This is a genomic window from Pseudoduganella rivuli, assembly GCF_009674485.1.
Classification (GTDB): domain Bacteria; phylum Pseudomonadota; class Gammaproteobacteria; order Burkholderiales; family Burkholderiaceae_D; genus Rugamonas; species Rugamonas rivuli_B.
Map to the genome: position 1 here is coordinate 80,914 of NZ_WKJJ01000003.1, position 21,498 is coordinate 102,411.

General features: G+C 63.2%; 18 protein-coding genes. 7 read left to right on the forward strand and 11 right to left on the reverse strand.

The genetic code is table 11. The features are described 5' to 3' along the window. The first annotated feature begins 60 nt into the window (after positions 1–60). On the forward strand, positions 61–1,623 hold the full coding sequence (locus GJ700_RS05295; protein ID WP_154371630.1) for a sensor histidine kinase: 1,563 nt from the start codon (positions 61–63) through the stop codon (positions 1,621–1,623). Positions 1,624–1,657: 34 nt separating this feature from the next. Beyond that, a complete protein-coding gene (locus GJ700_RS05300) occupies positions 1,658–2,257 on the forward strand; it encodes a response regulator transcription factor (RefSeq protein ID WP_154371631.1) in 600 nt (199 codons plus the stop codon). Here GJ700_RS05300 and GJ700_RS05305 read toward each other — a convergent pair whose 3' ends face one another. After that, a complete protein-coding gene (locus GJ700_RS05305) occupies positions 2,258–3,151 on the reverse strand; it encodes a glycosyltransferase family 2 protein (RefSeq protein WP_154371632.1) in 894 nt (297 codons plus the stop codon). 264 nt (positions 3,152–3,415) lie between these two features. Here GJ700_RS05305 and GJ700_RS05310 point away from each other — a divergent pair, with 264 nt between their 5' ends. From GJ700_RS05310 to GJ700_RS05320, 3 genes are read left to right on the forward strand one after another with little or no spacing between them, the layout of a single operon-like run. After that, on the forward strand, positions 3,416–4,471 hold the full coding sequence (locus tag GJ700_RS05310) for an O-antigen ligase family protein (protein WP_195763793.1): 1,056 nt from the start codon (positions 3,416–3,418) through the stop codon (positions 4,469–4,471). Then, a complete protein-coding gene (waaF, locus tag GJ700_RS05315; RefSeq protein ID WP_154371634.1) occupies positions 4,468–5,526 on the forward strand; it encodes a lipopolysaccharide heptosyltransferase II in 1,059 nt (352 codons plus the stop codon). The genes GJ700_RS05310 and waaF overlap by 4 nt, the downstream gene beginning before the upstream one ends. A 58-nt stretch (positions 5,527–5,584) precedes the next feature. Beyond that, the gene (locus GJ700_RS05320; protein WP_154371635.1) at positions 5,585–7,147 is read left to right on the forward strand and encodes a sensor domain-containing diguanylate cyclase; all 1,563 of its coding nucleotides are present in this window, start codon (positions 5,585–5,587) and stop codon (positions 7,145–7,147) included. A 126-nt stretch (positions 7,148–7,273) separates the two neighbouring features. Here GJ700_RS05320 and GJ700_RS05325 read toward each other — a convergent pair whose 3' ends face one another. Then, entirely contained in the window at positions 7,274–8,710 is a 1,437-nt protein-coding gene (locus GJ700_RS05325) for an HD domain-containing phosphohydrolase (RefSeq protein ID WP_154371636.1), read from the reverse strand. Positions 8,711–8,800: 90 nt separating this feature from the next. Here GJ700_RS05325 and GJ700_RS05330 point away from each other — a divergent pair, with 90 nt between their 5' ends. After that, positions 8,801–9,271, forward strand: a complete 471-nt coding sequence (locus GJ700_RS05330; protein WP_154371637.1) for a hypothetical protein — start codon at positions 8,801–8,803, stop codon at positions 9,269–9,271. 21 nt (positions 9,272–9,292) lie between these two features. Here GJ700_RS05330 and rng read toward each other — a convergent pair whose 3' ends face one another. From rng to GJ700_RS05370, 8 genes are all read right to left on the reverse strand, one after another. Beyond that, positions 9,293–10,756 (reverse strand): ribonuclease G, encoded by a 1,464-nt coding sequence (gene rng, locus GJ700_RS05335; RefSeq protein WP_154371638.1) that lies wholly within the window; start codon positions 10,754–10,756, stop codon positions 9,293–9,295. Positions 10,757–10,844: 88 nt separating this feature from the next. Continuing rightward, positions 10,845–11,465 (reverse strand): Maf family protein, encoded by a 621-nt coding sequence (locus GJ700_RS05340; RefSeq protein WP_154371639.1) that lies wholly within the window; start codon positions 11,463–11,465, stop codon positions 10,845–10,847. 10 nt (positions 11,466–11,475) lie between these two features. Continuing rightward, entirely contained in the window at positions 11,476–11,946 is a 471-nt protein-coding gene (rlmH, locus tag GJ700_RS05345) for a 23S rRNA (pseudouridine(1915)-N(3))-methyltransferase RlmH (RefSeq protein ID WP_154371640.1), read from the reverse strand. Between the two features lie 6 nt (positions 11,947–11,952). Continuing rightward, positions 11,953–12,696: a ribosome silencing factor gene (rsfS, locus tag GJ700_RS05350; protein ID WP_154371641.1), complete on the reverse strand. Its 744-nt coding sequence runs from the start codon at positions 12,694–12,696 to the stop codon at positions 11,953–11,955. A gap of 2 nt (positions 12,697–12,698) precedes the next feature. Continuing rightward, positions 12,699–13,340: a nicotinate-nucleotide adenylyltransferase gene (locus GJ700_RS05355; RefSeq protein ID WP_371867859.1), complete on the reverse strand. Its 642-nt coding sequence runs from the start codon at positions 13,338–13,340 to the stop codon at positions 12,699–12,701. Beyond that, positions 13,337–14,248, reverse strand: coding sequence for an oxygen-dependent coproporphyrinogen oxidase (gene hemF, locus GJ700_RS05360; protein WP_154371643.1), 912 nt, complete (start codon positions 14,246–14,248; stop codon positions 13,337–13,339). The genes GJ700_RS05355 and hemF overlap by 4 nt, the downstream gene beginning before the upstream one ends. 115 nt (positions 14,249–14,363) lie before the next feature. Further along, the gene (purD, locus tag GJ700_RS05365; RefSeq protein ID WP_154371644.1) at positions 14,364–15,632 is read right to left on the reverse strand and encodes a phosphoribosylamine--glycine ligase; all 1,269 of its coding nucleotides are present in this window, start codon (positions 15,630–15,632) and stop codon (positions 14,364–14,366) included. Positions 15,633–15,705: 73 nt separating this feature from the next. Next, positions 15,706–16,431 carry a YebC/PmpR family DNA-binding transcriptional regulator gene (locus tag GJ700_RS05370; RefSeq protein ID WP_154371645.1) on the reverse strand — a complete coding sequence of 242 codons (726 nt, stop codon included), beginning with the start codon at positions 16,429–16,431 and terminating at the stop codon, positions 15,706–15,708. A gap of 220 nt (positions 16,432–16,651) precedes the next feature. On the opposite strand from GJ700_RS05370, the gene GJ700_RS05375 reads away from it, so the two are divergent. Continuing rightward, on the forward strand, positions 16,652–19,180 hold the full coding sequence (locus GJ700_RS05375; RefSeq protein ID WP_154371646.1) for an alkaline phosphatase D family protein: 2,529 nt from the start codon (positions 16,652–16,654) through the stop codon (positions 19,178–19,180). 105 nt (positions 19,181–19,285) lie between these two features. Here the strand turns inward: GJ700_RS05375 and GJ700_RS05380 are convergent, their stop codons facing one another. Next, a complete protein-coding gene (locus GJ700_RS05380; protein WP_154371647.1) occupies positions 19,286–21,478 on the reverse strand; it encodes a DUF4214 domain-containing protein in 2,193 nt (730 codons plus the stop codon). Between the last annotated feature and the right edge of the window lie 20 nt (positions 21,479–21,498).

Consider the following 21,498-nt stretch of genomic DNA (forward strand, 5'->3'; position numbering starts at 1 on the left):
ATATTATGGATAGCAATTGCGTATCAGCACAATTCGCGGAACGGCTTACGTGAAACACCTATGATTCCAACCTTGTCGCGTACGCACCTGTACTGGTTTCCCGCGCTCTACCTGTTACTGGACTGGGCAACCTATATCGATCCCCTGTATGGCCTGAACATCACGCCGTGGAACCCGGATACCGCGCTGGGACTGGTGTACTGGCTGCATTTCGGGCGCCGCGCGGCGCTGCCGTGGTTCATCGCCCTGCTGGCGGGGGAAGTGCTGGTGCGGGGGGCGGCGGCTGGCCCGCTGTTTACCGTGCTGGGGGCGGGCGTGCTGACATTGGGGTATGGCGTGCTGGGCGAAGGTTTGCGGCGCAATTTCAGCACCCGCGTCATGATCGACAGCCGCAGCCGCCTGACCTTGTGGCTGTCCGTGGTGGCGGCCGGCATTTTGCTCAACAGCGTGGCCTATATCTGCGTGTTGTCGATGTCGGGACAAATCCCGGCCGGGCAGTGGGCGCTGGCCGTGTGGCGCTTTGCCATCGGCGATGCGGAAGGGGTGATGGTGTCGATGCCGTTGCTGTGGATGCTGGCCAGCGAACAGGGCCGCGAGCGCTTGCGGGAAGCCGTGTGGCGCTGGGAAAGCGCGGGATATGTGGCGCTGGCCTGCGTGGTGCTGTGGGCCGTGTTCGGCTATATCGCCAGTTCCGAATTCAAGCATTTCTATTTTGTGTTCCTGCCCGTGATCTGGGCTGCCACGCGCCAGGGCGTCTATGGTGCGGCCGCCATCGTATTTGCCGTGCAGTTGGCGATCGTGACCTTGGTCAAGTGGAACAATGCCGTCGACATGGAAGTGTCGGAATTGCAGATGCTGGACGCCATGCTGGCGCTGGTGGGCTTTTTCATCGGCATTGCCGTCGATGAGCGCAAACAGGTCGCCGATGAGTTGAAACATACATTGCGGCTGGCCGCCGCCGGCGAAATGGCGGCCGCGCTGGCGCATGAATTGAACCAGCCGATCACGGCGCTGGGCGCCTACGGCAAGGCGTGCGAACATTTGCTGGACCGGGGTGAAACCGGCGAGTTGCTGAAAAGCGCGATCCAGCGCATGCTGGCCGAATCGCACCGGGCCACGGAAGTCGTGCGCCGCCTGCGTGATTTTTTCCGCACCGGCGCGTTGCGGCTGGAACCGGTGCGGGCCGGCGCGCTGATGTCTTGCGTGCCACAGCAATTTCAGGCGCAATGCCGTGAACAGGGCGTGGAACTGGCTGTCGCGCCGGCGCCGGACACGCTGGTGCTGGCCGACCGCATCCAGCTGGAACTGGTGTTGCGCAACCTGGTGGCCAATGCGCTCGATTCCGTCGCCGCGCAGCCCCCCGGGGAGCGCCGCATTGCCGTGTCGGCACAGCAGATGGCCGACGGCCGCTTGCGCATTACCGTGGAAGACAGTGGTGCCGGCGTGTCGGCCGCGTTGGCGTCCAGGCTGTTCGAACCGTTCGTCTCGTCCAAGTCCAGCGGCCTGGGCCTGGGACTGGTATTAAGCCGCGCCATTGTCGAGGCGCACGGCGGAGAATTGTGGGCGGAAGTTGCCGATTACGGCATATTCCGATTTATACTGCCAGCCCTTGAGGCAGAATGATATTCGCCTGGGGAACAGGGAGAAAAGCGTGGCAATGGCATTAACTGTTTTTATCGTTGACGATGACCCGTCGGTGCGCGACGCGCTGGGGTTGCTGCTTGGCGTGCGCGGCTACCGCACCGCCGTTTTTTCCAGCGGTGAAGCACTGCTGCAGGCATGGCAACCGGAATGGGCGGGCTGCCTGCTGATCGATATCCGCATGGGCGGCATGGATGGCCTGGAAGTGCAGAAGCGTCTGGCCGACATTGGCAACCGGATTCCCGTCGTGATCGTCACGGGGCATGGCGACGTGTCCAGCGCGCGCGCCGCGTTCAAGGCCAACGCCATCGATTTCCTGGAAAAACCGTTCGACGATGTCAAGCTGGTGGCTGCCATTGAAGAAGCGTTTTCGTGCGAACGGCGTCAGCGCGAAGAATTGCAGCAGCGCGAAGATGGCCGCAACCTGCTGAAAGAATTGACGCCGCGTGAGCGTGAAGTGATGCGGCTGGTGGTGCTGGGACGCCACAACCGGGAAATCGCCCCGGAACTGGGCATCAGCGTGCGGACCGTGGAAGTGCACAAGGCGCGCCTGATGAGCAAACTGGGCGTCGGCAACGTGGCCGACCTGGTGCGCATCGCCATGCTGGGCGAATAATCAGCTCGCCGCTATCCTCGCGGCAGAGGCCGCCGGGATAGCCGGGGTACCTGGCGCGGCCGGCGCCGCCGGGCTGGATGGCTGGTTCAGGCCGACCAGCGCTTGTGTGGTTTTGTCCTGGGCCCGCCGCAGTACCGTGCTGCGGTTCTTGTCTTCCGAGCTGCGCTCGTTTTCCTTGTGCCACAGGTGGTACACTTCGGTGGCGAAGGCGCCTTCCTTGCGCATCACCCCCGCATTGAACAACCGCACCACCAGGTCGGAATCTTCGTGGCCCCAGCCTTGGAAACTTTCGTCGAAACCATTCACCCGCAACAGGTCGGCGCGCCACACGCCCAGGTTGCAGCTCTTGATGCGGCGCCAGCTGAAGCGCCGGCTGCCGCGCCCGACATCGGGCAAGGTCAGCACGGTTTGCAGGAATTTATTCAAGTCGCCCGTCAGGCGCAGTTTCAGCTTGTCGCCAAATGACAGCCGGCCCAGGTCGATGCGTTCGGCCAGCGTGCGCAAGGTATAGCCGGGGGACAGCAGGATGCGGCTGCCGGTGACCAGGTGGCCTGCGCTGGCCAGCTTGCGGTGGCGGCTGACGAAATCCGGGCGGGGGACGCAATCGCCATCGAGGAAGATCACGTAATCGCCGCTGGAGGCCATGATGCCGAGATTGCGGGCGCGCGCGGCGCGGAAGCCTTCATCCGGTTGCCACACGTGTTTCAACGGCACGGGCGCACGCGCCATCATGGCTTCGATGCACTGGCGCGTGTTGTTCGTGGAGCCGTCATCAGCGATAATGATTTCGAAATTGCTATCGTCCTGGCAAAAGCAAGCATCGAGCACGGCCGCCAACGCATCGGGCCGGTTATATGTGGTGATAATGATCGAAATTTTTGATGCTTGTTGCATGACTTCGCTACTGCCGGATTGATCTTGCAAGCATAGGCTCACAAAACATTAATGAATAATACTTTTACAGAAAAACACATTCTAAAAGGCAACGTTAACAGTCCCGTATCCTTCCTTACCCTCGGTTTTGTCTTCCTGTTACCAGCCCTGGTCTTAACCACCAAGTTCGGCGTCGGATTGACCAGTTTCGGATTTTTACTCGCAGGTATTTTCTGCTGGCGAAAAGCATCGCTGGTCCGCCATCTTACTGAGATTCGCTGGGTTTTGACAGCACTGCTGCTGAGCCTGGGCTTCGCTTTGCTGGGAATGTGGTTACATCCCGAGATGCACTTGCGGTCGCTGGAAAAGCCGTTTCGCATGCTGTCGTGCGTGACGGTGCTCGTGACGGTGCTGGCGGTGCGCCCCAGCCGCAAGGCGCTATGGTATGGGCTGATTGCAGGCACTGTCGCGGGCGCGGTGTTTATTTGCTACCAGCGCTGGGGCCTGAAGATCGAACGTCCGGGTGGCCTTATCAATTCTATCACGTTCGGTGATATCGAACTTTGTATGGGCATGATGTGCCTGGCCGGGGTGTTGGATTTCAAAGGCCGCCAGGTGCTGTGGCCCGCGCTGGGCGCGGTGGCCGGCCTGGTGGGTTCGGTGGCGACCGGCACCCGGGGCGGCTGGATCGCCGTGCTGTTTGCCGCGCTGCTGTTCCTCAAATATGGCCATTTCCTGCGCACCCGCATGGCGCAGGGGGTGGCGATGCTGGTGTTTGGTTTGTTGGTGGGTACTTACTTTATTGACCAGACTGGCGCGCGCGACCGCTTCAACCAGGGTGTCAGCGAAGTGAAAACGTATTTTGACGGCGGCTCGGCATTCACCAATGTGGGCGTGCGGCTGGAATTGTGGAAAGGGGCGCTGATGCTGATCGAGCGCCACCCGTGGCGTATCGCCGGCACCCGCGAAGTGGAAGCGGAAATGAAAGAACTGGTGCAGGCGGGCCGCTTGCAGCCGTTTGTGCTGAAGGCGGAACATTTTCATAACGACATGCTGCAGCAACTGGTGTTCGGCGGGATTCCCGGCCTGCTGGTGTGGCTGGCCACGATGATCGCGCCATTCATGTTTTTCCTCCGCATATTGCATACCCATGAATCGGCCAGTCCTTCCGTCATCGCGCCTGCGCTGGCGGGGCTGCTGCTGGTGATCGGCTATTTCAGTTTTGGCCTGACGGAAGTGATTTACTGGTCGGTGATGTCTTGTATGTTCTATGCACAAATGCTGTTCCTGTTGATGGGCCTGTGCCTGAATGCCCGCGATGAAGCGCAGGTGGCGGCATGAAGACGCCCCGCACGCTGGTGATTTCACCGAACTGGATCGGCGACGCCGTGATGGCGCAGCCCTTGCTGCAATTGCTGAAAGCCGCCCATCCCGAACGCCCGATCGATGTGCTGGCGCCACCGCCGGTGGCGCCCGTGTGGCGCCAGATGGCCGAAGTCGATGACGTGATGGTGACGCCGTTTCGCCATGGCGCGCTGCAATTGAAAGAGCGCTGGCGCTATGCGCGCGAATTGCGCCAGCGCGGCTACGCCGACGCCTATGTGCTGCCCAACACGCTGAAGTTTGCGCTGATCCCATGGCTGGCCGGGATCGCGCGCCGGGTCGGCTACAAGGGCGAGAGCCGCTATGGCCTGATCAATGTGATGCACCACGACGACGTACCGCCGCGCCCCATGGTGCCGTTCTATGCGGCGCTGGCGCTGCCGGCCGTGGCGCCGTTGCCGGCTGCGCAGCGCGCCGCCGTGCCGCGGCCGAAACTGGTGGCGAGCACCGAACAGATTGCCGCGGCCTGCGCCAAGGCGGGACTGGATCCGGCGCGGCCGCTGGTGGCGTTTGCGCCGGGCGCGGAATTCGGCACCGCCAAGCGCTGGCCGCCGGGCCATTTCGGCCAGCTGGCGCGCGAAGTGCTGGCAGCCATGCCGGACGCGCAGGTGGCGTTGCTGGGATCGCCGAAAGACCGGGAAACCTGTGACGAGGTGGTGCAGGCGGCGGGTGAATTGACTGGTGAATCCAATGGCGTCTTCAACCTGGCGGGCGCCACGTCGCTGGGCGAAGCGGTGGCGCTGATTGCCCATGCGGGCGCCGTGGTCAGCAACGACTCCGGCCTGCTGCACATCGCGTCGGCGCTGAACCGGCCCGTGATTGCGATTTACGGACCGACCGATCCCGGCCACGCGCCGCCGTTTTCCGACATGGCCGCCTCGATTTCGCTGCGGCTGGCATGCGCGCCATGCAAGCAGCGCGAGTGCCCGCTGGGGCACCAGGACTGCATGCAAAAGATCGCGCCGGCGCAAGTGTGGCAAACCTTGCAGCCGATGCTGGCGGCGAAGGTTTGAAATGTCGGCAGGGGATGACGAAATGCGGTATAAGTCAGCAACCTCCCCTGAACCGACTATGCTGAAACGGCTTCCCGTCACTTTCTGGGCCACCGTGTTCGTGGCCATCGTCTGCCTGTCGCTGGTGGTGATCGACGGCTGGCGCAGCCTGAACGCCCGTGCCGAAGTGCTGGCGTCGGCCGAGCGCGCGACGGCAAACCTGGCGCGCTCGATGGCGCAGCATGCGGACGACACCATCAAGGCCGCCGACATTGCGCTGGCCGACATCGTCGAGCGGATTGAAACGGATGGCACCGCGCCGCAGGCGCTGGAGCGCATGCATGCGCTGATGGAGGAGCAGGTGCGCCAGGTGGCGCAGTTGCAGGGCTTGTTCGTGTATGACGCGACGGGCCGCTGGGTGGTCAATTCGCGTCCCACGATGAACCGCAGCCTGAACAATGCGGACCGCGAATACTTCGTCTATCACCTTAATAACACGGACCGGGGGCCGCACATCGGCATCCCCGTCGTCAGCCGTTCGACCGGCAAATGGATCTTGCCGGTGTCGCGCCGGCTGAACCACAAGGATGGCAGCTTTGCCGGCGTGGCGCTGGCCACCATTGACTTGGAGTATTTCCGCGAATTTTATGAGAGCCTCGACGTCGGCCGGCAGGGAGCGGTGGGCCTGATCCTCAATTCCGGCGTACTGGTGCTGCGCGTCCCCTATGACGACAAGCGGATCGGCACATCGATCGTCAACAGCCCGCTGTACCATGCCTATGTCCGCTCCGGCGATAGTGGCACCGGCTATTTTACGTCGATGCAGGATAGCGAACTGCGGCTGAACAGCTACCGCGCACTGGCGCGCTATCCCTTGTTCGTCTCGGCGGCGCTGTCGCGCGAAGAATTGCTGGATGGGTGGTGGCGCGACACCTTGCTGCATGCCTTCGGCGTGCTGGTGCTGGCCGGATTGCTGGCGCTGTTCGGGCGCCGCCTGATCCGCCAGATTGAATTGCGCCTGCAGGCGGAAAAGGAATTGACGCAGGCACGCGATGCGCTGGCCAGCCTGAATGAAACGCTGGAAAAGCTGGCGCTGCAGGATGGCTTGACGGGCCTGGCCAACCGCCGCCAGTTCGATGTCACCTTGGGCAATGAATTCAACCGCGCCATCCGTGCCGGGACGTCGCTGGCCTTCATCATGATCGACGTCGATTGCTTCAAGCAGTACAACGATATGTACGGCCACGCGGCGGGCGACGATTGCCTGCGCGCCGTCAGCAAGACCATCCGCATGGTGACGCCGAAACGCCCCGGCGACCTGGCGGCGCGCTACGGCGGCGAAGAGATCGGCATCCTGTTGCCGAACACGGACCTGGCGGGCGCCATGGCCGTGGCGGAGCGGGTGCGCCGCACCGTGGCCGACTTGCTGTACCCCCATGGCGGCAGCCCGCACGGCATGGTGACCATCAGCGCCGGCGTGGCCGCGCTGGCGCCCGAGCGTGGCGGCGACACGCCCGCCATGCTGATGGAAATGGCGGACAAGGCGCTGTATGTGGCCAAGTCGATGGGCCGCAACCGCGTGTGCAGCGCGGACAATTGCGGCGATGCGCAGCCGCAGGCGCGGACGGATTACCACATTTAGCATGGCGGCAGCCCTGTAAAACCCCCCAGCGACGCCCGCCCCGTAGGGCGGTTTCCGCCATGGCGGAAGCCGCCATGCCCGCATCGCGGCAGCGTCAACAAAAACCGCCGCCGCAAGCACCGCGATTCACCCGCCAGTAATCAACCCCAGCGCGGCAGCCTTCAGCGTCGCCGCCGCCCGGCTGCCAACCTCCAGCTTGCGGAACAGGTTTTCCATATGCGTGCGCACCGTCGACGGACTCAATCCCAGCACGCGCGCTGCTTCCTTGTTGCTCATGCCGCGTGCAATCACGGCCAGCACTTCCGTTTCTCGGGGACTGAGCAGCCCATTGCCGCGCGATGGCGCCGGGATGGGCGCCGCCTGTCCCAGCATGGCCGCCACCACCTGTCCATCGAGCCGCCCGGCTTGCACGTCATCGCGCAACCGCGTAGCCGCCGCATCGGCGTCGAGCGCCGCCCGCCATGGCCGCGCCGCCCGCAGCGCCAGCCAGCAGGACGCGGCGGGCACGATGCGTGCCGCCAGCGACGTGGCGCCGGCCGCGCCACGGTAATACCCCGACCCGTCCAGCCGCTCGCCCACGTGCGAAGCCAGTTCCGCTTCTTCTGCCAGCCCGGGAATGGAACTCAGCGAGCGCATCGTGCGGTAGGGGTACAGGCGCACCTGTTCCCATTGCGCCGACGTCAGCGCGCCGCCCGCATTCCATACCCGCTGCGGTATCGCGACCCGGCCCAGGCCCTGCAGCAGCGCGGCGCGCGCCACGGGGCCGGGTTCGATATCCAGTGCCTGTGCCGCCATCGCGACGCTGCCCGCCATGGCCCGCGAATGCCCGGCCAGCCATGGCAGTTTCAAGTCGCACAAATCCGCCACCAGCGCCAGCGGTACGGCGCGCGCCGCATCGGGCAGGCGCTCCGCTTCCGTCATACCGGGATCGCGCGGGCCCGCTTTCCAGCCGCGCGCCAGCAATGACAGCAATGCGGGATCGTGTGCGCCCGCCGCATGGGTGCGCAACATGGCGATGCCCGATTCGGCGCCATATTCGCGCGACAGGATTTCCATATCGCTGGCCAGCACCGCCACCCGCGTCACCAGCGGGATCGCATCGCCCCCGCCGAGGCGCGAATAGCCGCCGCCATCCCACCGTTCAAACACGTTGCCGAGCGCCTGCGCCACTTCCGGCGCCAGTCCCAGCATGGTGGCGACCAGCGACGCCACTTCGCAATGGATGCCGCTGGCTTGCCGGCCCACCTGCTGCGCTTCCGGCAGCGGCAGCCGTAATCCCATCTGGTCCGGCCGCAGCGCCAGCATCGCGCGCCGCCCCTGCACATCGTCTTCCATCAGTGCCGCGATGTCGTCGGCATTGGCGGTGCAGCCGACCCAGCGCAGCAGCGCCGTCTGCACGCAGGCGCCGACGTCCGCGCCGGCTTCCCGCGCCAGCCAGGCGGCGCACGCCGCGGCCTGTTCGGAATGGTCCAGCGGCTGGCCCATGCTGAGGTCGCCCATGCGGGCCAGTAAGGTCAGCGCGGTGGACAGGGGAACGGTCAGCGTATCGATGGTATCGGTCATGGGGATCGGTCATTCATCCGATGGCGGGGCTGGGGGACGCGCTCCTATAGTAACGCATCGGTTGCAAACTTTTTTCCCAAGGAGATCATCATGTCCGGTATTACCCTGTTTGGCGCTTTCCACACTGTCCTCGGCCTCGGCGCTCTGGTTGCCGGCGCGCGTGCGCTGCTGCGCGATGGCGCGATCCGCGTCGATTCTGGCAGCGGCAAGCTGTATGTGGCGCTGACCCTGGTCACCAGCGTCAGTGCGCTGGCGATCTTCCACCACGGCGGCTTCGGCGTGGCCCATGTGCTGGCATTGATCACGCTGGCCACCATGGCGTTCGCCGCACTGGCGCAGCGCTTTGGCAAGGCGACGGCAGCCATGCTGGCCTGGAGCGCCACGTACCTGTTCCACTGGGTGCCGGCGGTGACGGAAACCCTGACCCGGGTGCCGGCATTCGGCCACCTGACGCCGGAATCGCCGACGGTGCAGAATGCGAATGCCACGTTGCTGGTGCTGTTCGTGGCCGGCGCCACGTGGCAATTCCTGCGCCGTGCACGCCTGGCGGCGGCACGCTGAGTGGCAGGAATGGCACCGGGATCACATCAGGATGACGTCGTACTGTTCCTGATGATACGAATTCTCCACCTGCAGTGAAATCTTCTTCCCGATGAAGTCCCCCAGCATCGCCAGGTGCTGGGATTCTTCTTCCAGGAACAGATCCACCACTTCCTGCGACGCGAGGATGCGGAACTCGCGGGGGTTGAACTGCTTGGCTTCGCGCAGCAGTTCGCGCAGGATTTCATAGCAAATGGTGCGCGAGGTTTTCACCTGGCCCTTGCCGCTGCAAGCGGGGCAGGGTTCGCACAGGATGTGGGCCAGCGATTCGCGGGTGCGCTTGCGTGTCATTTCCACCAGGCCCAGCGCCGAGAAGCCGGACACCGACACCTTGGTGCGGTCGCGCGACAGGGTCTTCTTCAACTCGGCCAGCACCGCGTTGCGGTGCTCGGTGTTTTCCATGTCGATGAAGTCGAGGATGATGATGCCGCCCAGGTTGCGCAAGCGCAGCTGGCGCGCGATCGCATGCGCCGCTTCCAGGTTGGTTTTAAAAATCGTATCGGCGAAATTGCGCCCGCCGACAAAGCCGCCCGTGTTGACGTCGATGGTGGTCATCGCTTCGGTCTGGTCGACGATCAGGTAGCCGCCGGATTTCAAGTCCACGCGGCGGCCCAGCGCGCGCAGGATTTCCTCTTCCACGCCATACAAATCGAACAGCGGGCGCTCGCCCGTGTAATGGTGCAGGCGCGGCAGCACGCTCGGCGTATAGGTCTTGCCGAACTCCGTCAGGTTGATGAAGTTTTCGCGCGAGTCGACCTGGATGCTGGCCGTCTCGTCATGCACGAAGTCGCGCAGCACGCGCTGGGCCAGGCTCAAATCCTGGTGCAGCAGGCTGGTGGCGGGCAGCGTGCGGGCGCCGTGCGTGATGGCGGCCCACGTCTTGCGCAGGTATTCGATGTCGGCGGCCAGGTCGGCGTCGCTGGAATCCTCCGCCTGCGTGCGCACGATGTAGCCGCCTTTTTCTTCCGGCGGCAGCAGGCTTTGCAGGCGCGTGCGCAATTGCTCGCGCTCCGCTTCCTTTTCAATCTTTTGCGAAATGCCGATATGGTTATCCTGCGGCAGGTACACCAGCATGCGGCCCGCGATCGAGATTTGCGTCGACAGGCGGGCGCCCTTGGTACCAATTGGATCTTTAATGACTTGTACTGTCAGTACCTGGCCATCGAACAGGATTTTTTCAATCGGGGTGGGAGCGGCATTCTGGCCGTCGTGCGGACGGGCTTCCCAGATGTCCGCCACGTGCAGGAATGCGGCCCGTTCCAGGCCGATGTCGATGAAGGCGGACTGCATGCCGGGCAGGACGCGCACCACCTTGCCGGAATAGACGTTGCCTGCCAGGCCGCGCGTCAGGGTGCGCTCGATATGCAATTCCTGCACGGCCCCCTGCACGATCAGCGCGACCCGCGTCTCCTGCGGGGTGATGTTGATCAGAATATCTTCGTTCATGTTATGTAGACCGCCTTTTTCTTGAAGGACGATCATACACACATTGCAAGCGTGTTACCAAACGGCACACACATATGGCGTTACGAAATTAAGGCAGGGGCAGTCCCGCCTGGCGCAGCAAGCGCGCGGTTTCGTAGATGGGCAAGCCCATGATGCCGGAATGGCTGCCTTCGATATGCTCGATGAACACCGAAGCCAGCCCCTGGATGCCATAGCCGCCCGCCTTGTCGTAGGGTTCGCCCGTGGCGCAATAAGCCTGGATCGACGCCGGCGTCAGTTCGCCAAAGCGTACTTCCGACACTTGCGTGATTTGCGCTTCGAACTTGTTGTGGCGCACGGCAATGGCCGTCATGACCTGGTGCGTGCGGCCCGACAGCTTTTCCAGCATGGCGACCGCTTCCGCCGTGTTGGCCGGCTTGCCCAGGATGGCGCCGTCGATGGTGACGGTGGTGTCGGCCGCCAGCACGGGGCGCGGCACCAGGTGGCGGCGTTGCAGCATGTTCCACGCGCACTCGGCTTTTTCCAGCGCCACGCGGCCCACGTACTCATACGCGCTTTCGCCCGGATTGACATCTTCGGTCACGTCGGCGCCACGGGGGCCGTCATTGCGCAGCAACAGCAATTCAAAGTCCACGCCGATTTGCCGCAGCAATTCGCGGCGGCGCGGGCTTTTCGAGGCCAGATAGATTTTCTTGTCGACCGGTTTCATGGTTTTCTTATTAGACGCGGTGATAAGGATGGTTTTGCGTAATGGTCCACGCCCGGTACAACTGTTCCGCCAGCATCACGCGCACCATCCCGTGCGGCAGCGTCAAGCTGGAAATGCGGATCATGCCTTCGGCGCGCGCTTTCAGGGCCGGATCGAGCCCGTCCGCGCCGCCGATCAGGAAGGCCGTGTCACGGCCATCCTGTTGCCACGTTTCCAGCATCTGCGACAAGCCGACGCTGGTGACATCCTTGCCCCGCTCGTCGAGCGCGATGATGCGCACCGATTTCGGCAGCGCCGCTTCGATACGCTCGCGTTCCAGCGCCATGGCGGTGGCCGCCGTTTTGCTGCCGGAACGCTCGACCGGCTTGACTTCCTTCAGCACGATGCGCAATTCCGGGGGCATGCGCTTCACGTACTCGGCAAAGCCGCTTTCGATCCAGGCCGGCATTTTGTGGCCGACCGCGGCAATGATCAACTGCATACGGCGTTACTCGGCCGCGGCCTTGCGGATACGCTTGATGACGGTCTTGGCCGGCGCTTCGGCGGCAGCCTTGGCCTTGGCGGCGGACTTGGCTTTTTCTTCGCGGTTGGCCTTGGTCGATGCGGTCAAGGTCTTGGTGGCCGACACTTTGACCTTCTTGCCTTCCGGGACCACCATGCCTTCCGGGATCACCGGTTCCACGGCTTTTTTCACGGCAGTCTTGCGCGCTGCGGGTTTCTTCGCGGCCACGACGCCGTCGGCTGCCTTGACCTTCGATACGCCAGGCTTGCGGGCCGCGACTTTCTTTTCAATCACTGGTTCAGCGGCTTTTTCCTTCTTGCCGGCGGCCAGGTGGCTGCTGGTTTTCTTCGGTGCGGCATCCAGCGCTTCCTGCGTCGACTTGCGCTTGGCGGCCCCCAGTTTCACGGGCTTGTCGCCCCAGATTTCTTCCAGGCGGTAGTAAGCGCGGATCGGCGCCTGCATGATGTGGACGATCATGTCGCCCAAATCGACCAGCACCCATTCGCCGGTCTCTTCGCCTTCCATGCCAACCACGTCGCCGCCGGCGTCTTTCACCTTGTCGCGCACCGACGCAGCCAGGGCCTTGGTCTGGCGGTTCGAGGTACCGGAGACGATGGCAATGCGGTCAAACAGGCTGGTCAGGTGGGTGGTGTCGAACAGGGCGATGTCCTGGCCTTTCACATCTTCCAGGGCGCTGACGACGAGGGTTTGCAGTTTTTTGATATCCATTATTATTTGTAAAGATTATGTTGTTCAATATAGTCTAGCACCACCGGGGAGATAAGCGAGGATGGCTGCTCCCCCCGTTGTAATGCGGCACGAATGCCGGTGGACGACATGTCCACGGCCAGATCGGGCGCCAGGCAAATGCTTCCTGCCGGCGTGGTGCGTACCCGTTCCGGGGTGGCCATGCGGCCCTGTAATTCATCCTGTACTGCCGGCGGCAACTGGTCCAGTGCAAAGCCGGGACGGGCTGCCGCGCAAATGTGCGCCAGTTCAAACAGCGCGTGCCAGTCGCGCCACGTGTCCAGCTTTTGCAACTGGTCGGCGCCCATCAGGAACGCCAGCGATACCGCATTGCCGAGCTGCGCACGCAAGTTGCGCAAGGTATCGACGGTGAACGTCGGCGTGCCCCGTTCGAGTTCCTGGCGGTCGATAACCACCGGATAGTGCTGGCCTGTAAAAGCCAGTTGCGCCATGTCGGCCCGCTGGTTGGCGGTGGCGCCCAGCGACGCTTTTTGCCACGGTAACGCCGGCAGCACGCGCAGTTCGTCAGCGCCCAGCAATTGCATCCAGTGCGTTGCCAGCGCAACGTGGCCCAGGTGAACCGGATCGAATGTGCCGCCCAGCAGGGCAACGCAGCGCACCGCTATGCCAGCCAGTCGCGGTGCGGCAGGAAGTCCGTGTACAGCGCGGCTTCCGGGGTGCCTGGCTCGGGATGCCAGTCGTAGCGCCATTTGACGATGGGTGGCATCGACATCAGGATCGCTTCCGTGCGGCCGCCGGACTGCAGGCCGAACAGGGTGCCACGGTCGAAGACAAGGTTGAATTCGACATAGCGGCCACGGCGGTAAGCCTGGAAGTCGCGTTCGCGTTCACCGTATGGGGTGTCCTTGCGGCGTTCCAGGATCGGCAGGTAAGCGGCCAGGAAAGCGTCGCCCACGCTGCGCACCATGGCAAAACTTTGCTCGAAACCCGCTGCGTTGAAGTCATCGAAGAAGATGCCGCCCACGCCGCGCGCTTCCTTGCGGTGCTTCAGGTAAAAGTACTCGTCGCACCAGCGCTTGAAGCGCGGGTGCAGTTCCGTGCCATACGGATCCAGCGCCGCGCGGCACGTGGCGTGGAAATGCTTCGCATCGTCGACGTTGCCGTAATACGGCGTCAGGTCCATGCCGCCGCCGAACCACCAGACCGGCGTACCGTCGCCCGTCGTGGTGGAAAAGAAGCGCACGTTCATGTGCACGGTTGGCGCGTAGGGATTACGGGGATGCAGCACCAGCGAAACACCCATGGCTTCCCATGGCCGGCCGCCCAGTTCCGGCCGCGCCGCCGCTGCCGATGGCGGCAGGGCCGCGCCCGTCACGTGCGAAAAATTGCAGCCACCCCGTTCCAGCACATTGCCTTCTTCCACCAGCCGCGAAATACCGCCGCCACCTTCCGGACGCTGCCATTCGTCGCGCAGGAACGCCTTGCCGTCCAGCGCTTCCAGCGCTTCGACGATGCGTTGCTGCAGGCCGATCAGGTATTGCTTGACGTCGGTTGGGGATGGGGTAGCGGTCATGCGCGGCGGGGTGAAAACGGGTAAGGGACGGATTGTAGCACGGGGCACAATGACAGAGGCGGATCATGTCGGCATAGCCGGCATGATCCGCCCCTGATTGTCCCCAGCGTCGGGATTAGTGCTTCAGTCCGCGCCAGCCGATGTCGCGGCGGTATTGCACGCCGTCGAAGTGGATTTTCTCGACCGCGTCATACGCGACTTTCTGCGCCATCTTGACATTGTCGCCCAGGCCCACCACGCACAGCACGCGGCCGCCATTGGTCAGCAGTTTGCCGTCCGCTTCCGTGGTGCCGGCGTGGAACGTCACGGATTCCGGCGTTTCCGCAGGAATGCCGGCAATCACGTCGCCTTTTTTCGGATCGTCCGGGTAGCCGGCGGCAGCCAGCACCACGCCCACGGCCGTACGGCGGTCCCATTCCAGTTCCACCGCGTCCAGCGTGCCGTTGACGGCGTGTTCCATCACGGACACCAGGTCGGTTTTCAGGCGCGACATGATCGGCTGGGTTTCCGGGTCGCCCATGCGGCAGTTGAATTCCAGCGTTTTGGGATTGCCGGCCGCATCGATCATCAGGCCCGCATACAGGAAGCCCGTGAATGGAATGCCATCCTTGTGCATGCCCGCGATGGTCGGGTTGATGATTTCACGCATCACGCGCGCATGCATGGCCGGCGTCACGATCGGGGCAGGGGAGTAAGCGCCCATGCCGCCCGTGTTCGGACCCTGGTCATTGTCCTGCAGGCGCTTGTGGTCTTGCGAGGTTGCCAGCGGCAGGATGTTCTTGCCGTCGCACATGACGATGAACGACGCTTCCTCGCCGGCCAGGAATTCTTCGATGACGATGCGCGCGCCGGCGTCGCCGAAACGGTTATCGCTCAGCATGTGGTCGACCGCCTGGTGTGCTTCTTCCAGCGACATTGCCACCACCACGCCTTTGCCGGCCGCCAGGCCGTCGGCCTTGATGACGATCGGCGCGCCCTTGGCGTCGATGTAGGCATGGGCTTGCGCCACGTCGGAGAAGGTTTCGTATTCCGCGGTCGGGATGCCGTGGCGCTTCATGAAGGCCTTGGCAAAATCCTTGGACGATTCCAGTTGCGCCGCTTCGCGCGTCGGGCCGAATACTTTCAGGCCGCGCGCGCGGAACAGGTTGACGATACCGCCAGCCAGCGGGGTTTCAGGACCCACCACCGTCAGCGCAATGTGCTCGCGCTCGACGAATGCCGCCAGGGTGTTCAGGTCGGTGATGTTGATGTTTTGCAGGCGCGCATCGCGTGCAGTGCCGCCGTTGCCGGGGGCAACGTAGACCATCTGCACGCGTTCCGATTGCGCCAATTTCCAAGCCAGCGCGTGTTCGCGGCCGCCGGAGCCGACTACCAAAATTTTCATAAGGACTCGTGACAATTAAAGAAATCCGGTAGGCGGCTGACTGGCCGCCGCAGTGCGACGTTACAACCGCAGGTCAGTCTTCGATGACCGCGTTGGTATAGACTTCCTGCACGTCGTCCAGGTTTTCCAGCGCGTCCAGGATCTTTTGCATCTTGATCGCGTCTTCACCCGTAAATGTGGTTTCCGTGGCCGGCTTCATGATGATTTCGGCCACTTCGGCCTTGAAGCCCGCCGCTTCCAGCGCGTCTTTGACAGCCGCGAAATCGTTCGGGCCGCAAATGACTTCGAAACCGCCTTCTTCGTCGGCGATCACGTCTTCCGCGCCCGCTTCCAGCGCTGCTTCCATCAGCTTGTCTTCATTCACGCCGGGCGCGAACAGGAACTGGCCGCAGTGCTTGAACATGAACGACACGGAACCTTCCGTGCCCATGTTGCCGCCGTATTTGTTGAAGGCGTGGCGGACTTCCGCCACCGTGCGCACGCGGTTGTCCGTCATGCAGTCCACGATGATGGCGGCGCCGCCGATACCGTAGCCTTCGTAGCGTACTTCTTCGTAATTGGCGCCGTCTTCGCCGCCGGTGCCGCGCAGGATGGCGCGGTTCACGTTGTCTTTCGGCATATTCGCGTCAGCGGCTTTGTCGATGGCCAGGCGCAGGCGCGGATTGGCGCTGACGTCGCCACCGCCCATGCGGGCCGCAACGGTGATTTCCTTGATCAGGCGCGTCCAGATTTTGCCGCGTTTCGCGTCCGATGCTGCCTTTTTATGCTTGATATTGGCCCATTTGCTATGTCCAGCCATGTTCAATCTTCCTTCGACGGTATGCCAGTGAGGCCGGTATTTTAGCATAAGGACATGCCGGTTTTACCGCCTGCCGCAGGGGGCGGCGATGGGGGAATGTGTCGCGGATGTGTTGTATGGCTTCCAAAGTCATGCGAAAAACATGGAATTTGTTATCTAGTTGAAATGTGAATTAGTTAATATCTTCCGATCGTACTTTTTTTGATAGGCGGGCACAAAAATGGATAGAAGGCAATTTATCAAGTTCGGCGGATTTATCACGGCATCGGCAGTCACCGGCGGCCTGGCTGGTTGCGGCAGTGGCAGTGGCAGTGATTATGTTCCGCCCGCCAATCCGCCTGTAACGGGTAAAGACTGGAAATTCCCGCAAAGCGTCGCGTCGGGCGATCCCCGCGCCGACAGCATCTTGCTGTGGACGCGCGTGGTGCCGGCGGCGCTGGATCCGGTCGCGACGGTCCCGGTCACCAACAGCAATGTGGTGATCCAGCTGCGCGTGACGTCGGACGCCAATACGCCGGGCAGTAATGCCGCACTGGCCGGCGCCATGGCGACGGATATCACCATTGCCGCGCAAGCGCAATTCGACAACACGATCCGCCACAAGCTGTCGGGCTTGCAGCCGAACACCACGTATTACTATCAGTTCGTCGCTGGCGATGTCCGTACCAATATCGGCCGCTTCAAGACCGCGCCGGCTGCCGGCACTGCCGTCAATCAGTTGCGCTTTGCCTACCTGACGTGCCAGGACTGGAGCATCAACCACTGGGGGGCGCTGGCGCACATCGCCGCCAACGAAGACCTGGACTTCATCGTCCACCTGGGCGATTACATTTACGAGACCGTGGGCGAAGCGTTCCAGGCCGGCGCCGTGGAATCGCGCCACGATGCGCTGAAGCTGCCGGACGGCGTGTTCAAGAATGGCGCGTCGGGCGCGAAATACGCGTCGACCCTGGCCGATTACCGCTACCTGTACAAGAAATACCGCACCGATGCGCGCCTGCAAGCGGTGCACGAGCGCTATGCCTTCATCGCGATCTGGGACGACCACGAATTCACCGACGATGCGTGGCAGGATGCACAGACCTATGACGGTGACAACGCGGCCGACGGCAGCAACGTCAAGGCCACGCAGCGCCGCCGCAATGCGAACCAGGCCTGGTTTGAATTCATGCCGGCCGACGTGTCGTTCGATTCGGCCAACGCGTCGTTCCAGAACATCAAGATTTACCGCGATTTCCAGTTCGGCAGCCTGATGTCGCTGGTCATGACGGATCAGCGCCTGTACCGCGCCGACCATGTGATTCCGGAATCGTCGCCGAACCCGGCCGATGGCAAGGCGATCGGTTCGATCGGTTCGCGCTACCTGGTGCCGCAAGACTTGTTCAACGCAGTCGAAGCGCAAAAAATGGCGGCCGCCAGCAAGGCCGGCGCCGATCCGTTGACCCCGGTGTCGATGCTGGGCAATACGCAGCGCGACTGGTGGAAAGACAAGATGAAGTCGGCCACCACCACGTGGAAGCTGTGGGGCAATGAAGTGTCGCTGCTGCGCATGGGCATGTCCGGCGTGGACGCCGTGGCGACCTTGCTGGCGCTGAACGCCATCGGCACGCTGGCCACCACCATCGGCACCACGGCCGCATCGACCGGCGGCAATGTGCCGCTGGCCGCCGCCATCGTGTCGGGCGCGACGTCGGGCGCTTCGCCAGCCGTGGCGCAGGCGGCGGCGCAAGCGATTGCCGGGGCCGGCCTGAGCCAGACCGTGCAGGGCGCCGCCGCGGTGGCGGCCGGCCTGTCCGTGCAACAAGCCACGATTGCTGTCGGCACCTATGGCGCCGCGCAATCGGCACTGACGGCCAATGCCGCCGCCGGCGCCGCTGCCGCGGCGCAGGCCGCCGCCGTGGCCGGTGCGCAAATCATTGCGTTTGGCTGGATCAAGCCGGACATCCTGGCCAAGAAAGCCGAATCGCCGTTCGTGGCGGCATCCGGCAAGCTGGCCGCGCTGGCGCCGTATTTCCGCCGCTTCCTCGTCAACTGCGACCAGTGGGACGGCTATAACAGCGAGCGCAAGGCGCTGATGTCGCACCTGAAATCGAACAACATCGGCAACGTGGTGGCGCTGACGGGCGACATCCATTCGTTCTTCGCCGGTACCGTGAACGACGATTACGATGCCGCCAACGGCGGCACGCCGGTGATGGTGGACCTGGTGTCGGCCGGCATCAGCTCGGATTCGTTCTTTGTCTACCTGCGCGACGCGGCGGCCAGCCTGGGCGACCTGGCGACCCTAGTGTCATACCCGCTGGCGCTGCCGGTGCCGAACCTGGGCACGGTCAGCATCGACGTCAACCTGCTGGACTACACCCTGGGCAAGGCCGCGCCGACCGCGGACAGCCTGCTGGAGCAAATCAAGGTGCGCCTGCGCGGCGTGCTGGCTTCCAAAGGCGTGCCGGAAGCGCAGCTCGATGCGACCGTGGCGGCCCTGCAGGCGGGGCTGAAAACCAATGCCGCGTTCACGGGCCAACTGGTGCCGCTGGCGCAGCAACTGGCGGCGCTGAACAGCAACCCGTGGCTCAAGTATGTGAATAGCGATGCGCAGGGGTACACGGTGGTGACCCTGACGCCGGGCAGCGTGGCGGCCCAGTTCAAGCAGGTCAACAAGCTGGTGGGCGGCAATGCGCCGTCGGCCACCATTGCCAACGTGACTTACGCCACTGTGCTGGCGGGTTCGCCAGCGGTGATCATCGGCTGATGCCAGGGTGGGGCCAACCCACCCGCATCCGATACATCGTTGCCTGAAAATGCGTAGGGCGGTTTCCGCAACGCGGAAGCCGCCATGCCGGCGTGACGGTGGGGTTTAACTGTAGTAGGTATAGTCGAAGCCCTGGCCAATCACTTTTGCCAGGGCATTCACATTCTCATCGCTGGCGGCAAACGACAGCAGCACGTCCGCCCGCGCCGTCCCCTGTTTCAATACGCCCAGCCAGTAATCGTATCCAGCCTGATCGTAAGGGCGGTGCAGCACGTTGTGGTACAGCTGCGTGAGGTAGTTCTCCGACGTGGGATTGGCTCCGCCATACAGCTTGGCGAATTCATCGCTGCGCAAGAAACTCTCAGCAATATTGCTCATGGAAACGCCGTGGTCGGACTGGCCGATCCAGTAGCCGACGCCGGCCGTGTCGGGCTTGCGGTCGAACGCGGCCTGGTAAAGGCGGTAGACCTGGCCGGCCACGCCATCCTTGCCCGTGTCGAGGGCAAGCACGGCGTCTGTGAAGCGCAGCCGTTCGACACCGGCCAGCGTATCGGCGCCGGACGCGCCGCTGACGGTCCAGCCGTTCGCGCCATTGCTGACGGTATAGGCACTGGCGAGGCCGTCATACAGGGCGGCATCGACGCCATCGCCACCCGTGATCGTGTCATTGCCCGCGCCGCCGTCCAGCACGTCATTGCCGGCGCCGCCATCGAGCACGTCATCGCCCGCGCCGCCGGCCAGTGTATCGTTGCCGGCGCCACCGTCGAGGCGGTTGGCCAGCGCATTGCCCGTGATGGCGTCATTGCCCGCTCCGCCCAGCGCATTTTCGATTTGCGTGCCGAAGTTCACGGTGTACTGGCCCGCCGCGGTGATGGTGGCGGCCTTCGCACCCGCATGGCTCCAGTAACCCGGTTCCAGGTACAAGGTCAGGTCCTGCTGCAGGCCCGCGCCATCGATGGTGTCGTTGCCACTGCCATCCCAGATCATTTGCGATTCGCCTGCGGTCAGCACATAGCGGCTGTCGCCCGCATGGGCTTGCGGCGACACGCCCCACAGGTATTGCAGCGCGGCGATGTCGAGCGGGCTGAAGCTCAGGTTGTAGATGGGCTTGATGCCCGAGTAGCTCATCAGGGTAACCGCCGCGTAGTCTTCCGCATCCGGCAGATAAGGACCCTGTTCCGTGCCGCCACCCGCATCCGGATGGCTGAACGGGTGTTTCAAGCCCAGCGAATGGCCCAGTTCGTGCATCAGGATGCTGTACAGGTAGCCACCGTCGTCCCGGCCGGGGAATTTCACGTCGGGGTCATTGGCGAGCAGCAGCGGCGAGTTTTCGCTGAACTGAAGATACGACGCGTAGCCGCCACTGTTTTCCTGAGTGTTATTGCCCATCAAGATATTCAGCCCGTCATCCACGTTCGACGTTTCCGCGAACTGCACGTCAATCACCGAGCTGATGTAGTCCAGCGCCTTGCGCGTATAGTTGCGCTGCGCGGTGGTAAATGGTGCGAATCCCAGCTTGTCATGGTCGGATGAAAAATCCGATGCGTATTCGGCGAAGCTGTAACTGACCGTGTCGCCTGGCTCCTTGAATGCTGGCACATAGGTGGAGTAGGACCACAACAGCGCATCGATCCAGTAGGGCAGCTTTTGCACGCCGGGCGCCCATTCCCAGTGTTCCACTGATTCGGAAGTCTTGTACCAATCGACATGGATCATGCCGCTGTCATTGCCCCCTTCCTCGCCGACATAATCGTTTCGTGAACGGATGATGTAGCGATCGTCGCCCGGTCCACCCCACAGCGCGTTGGCGTTGCCGCCGCCGCTGTCCAGCGTGTCGTTGCCATCCTCGCCTTCAAGCACATCGTAGCCGGCGCCGCCGGTCAGCATGTCGTCGCCACCACCGCCCAGGAGCAGGTTGTTGCCGGCGGTATCGGTCAGGGTATCGTTGCCGCCGTTGCCCGTCAGGTAATCGCTGCCCGGTCCCCCGTCGAGCGTATTGTCCTGGTCGCTGCCCACCAGGAAATCCTGGCCAACGCCGCCTTTGACGGCATGGTTGTCGCCCGCATACAGGTAGGCGCCCCCATCCGGCCAGGTCATTGCCAGTTGCGACAGTAATACCGGCGAGCCGTCAGCCGAGTTCAGGGTCAGACGGCCGTCGCCATAGGCATCCAGTGCTACGCTGTTGCCGATTGTTAATATTTTCCAGCCACCGAGGTGGATGTTACTAATGGCGATGGTATCGCCCGGCGTAAACACGGCGGATTTGGTTTCTCCCGCCGCCCATTGAATGATGGCCATATGCTGATTGCTAAATGAAT

Coding starts and splice junctions, on each gene's coding strand:
- GJ700_RS05300 (WP_154371631.1), top strand. CDS start 1,658: ATGGCATTAACTGTTTTTATCGTTGACGATGACCCGTCGGTGCGCGAC.
- GJ700_RS05295 (WP_154371630.1), top strand. CDS start 61: ATGATTCCAACCTTGTCGCGTACGCACCTGTACTGGTTTCCCGCGCTC.
- rlmH (WP_154371640.1), bottom strand. CDS start 11,946: ATGCAGTTGATCATTGCCGCGGTCGGCCACAAAATGCCGGCCTGGATC.
- rsfS (WP_154371641.1), bottom strand. CDS start 12,696: ATGGATATCAAAAAACTGCAAACCCTCGTCGTCAGCGCCCTGGAAGAT.
- waaF (WP_154371634.1), top strand. CDS start 4,468: ATGAAGACGCCCCGCACGCTGGTGATTTCACCGAACTGGATCGGCGAC.
- GJ700_RS05380 (WP_154371647.1), bottom strand. CDS start 21,478: ATGGCCATCATTCAATGGGCGGCGGGAGAAACCAAATCCGCCGTGTTT.
- GJ700_RS05330 (WP_154371637.1), top strand. CDS start 8,801: ATGTCCGGTATTACCCTGTTTGGCGCTTTCCACACTGTCCTCGGCCTC.
- GJ700_RS05325 (WP_154371636.1), bottom strand. CDS start 8,710: ATGACCGATACCATCGATACGCTGACCGTTCCCCTGTCCACCGCGCTG.
- rng (WP_154371638.1), bottom strand. CDS start 10,756: ATGAACGAAGATATTCTGATCAACATCACCCCGCAGGAGACGCGGGTC.
- GJ700_RS05375 (WP_154371646.1), top strand. CDS start 16,652: ATGGATAGAAGGCAATTTATCAAGTTCGGCGGATTTATCACGGCATCG.
- GJ700_RS05320 (WP_154371635.1), top strand. CDS start 5,585: ATGCTGAAACGGCTTCCCGTCACTTTCTGGGCCACCGTGTTCGTGGCC.
- GJ700_RS05305 (WP_154371632.1), bottom strand. CDS start 3,151: ATGCAACAAGCATCAAAAATTTCGATCATTATCACCACATATAACCGG.
- GJ700_RS05370 (WP_154371645.1), bottom strand. CDS start 16,431: ATGGCTGGACATAGCAAATGGGCCAATATCAAGCATAAAAAGGCAGCA.
- GJ700_RS05340 (WP_154371639.1), bottom strand. CDS start 11,465: ATGAAACCGGTCGACAAGAAAATCTATCTGGCCTCGAAAAGCCCGCGC.
- purD (WP_154371644.1), bottom strand. CDS start 15,632: ATGAAAATTTTGGTAGTCGGCTCCGGCGGCCGCGAACACGCGCTGGCT.
- hemF (WP_154371643.1), bottom strand. CDS start 14,248: ATGACCGCTACCCCATCCCCAACCGACGTCAAGCAATACCTGATCGGC.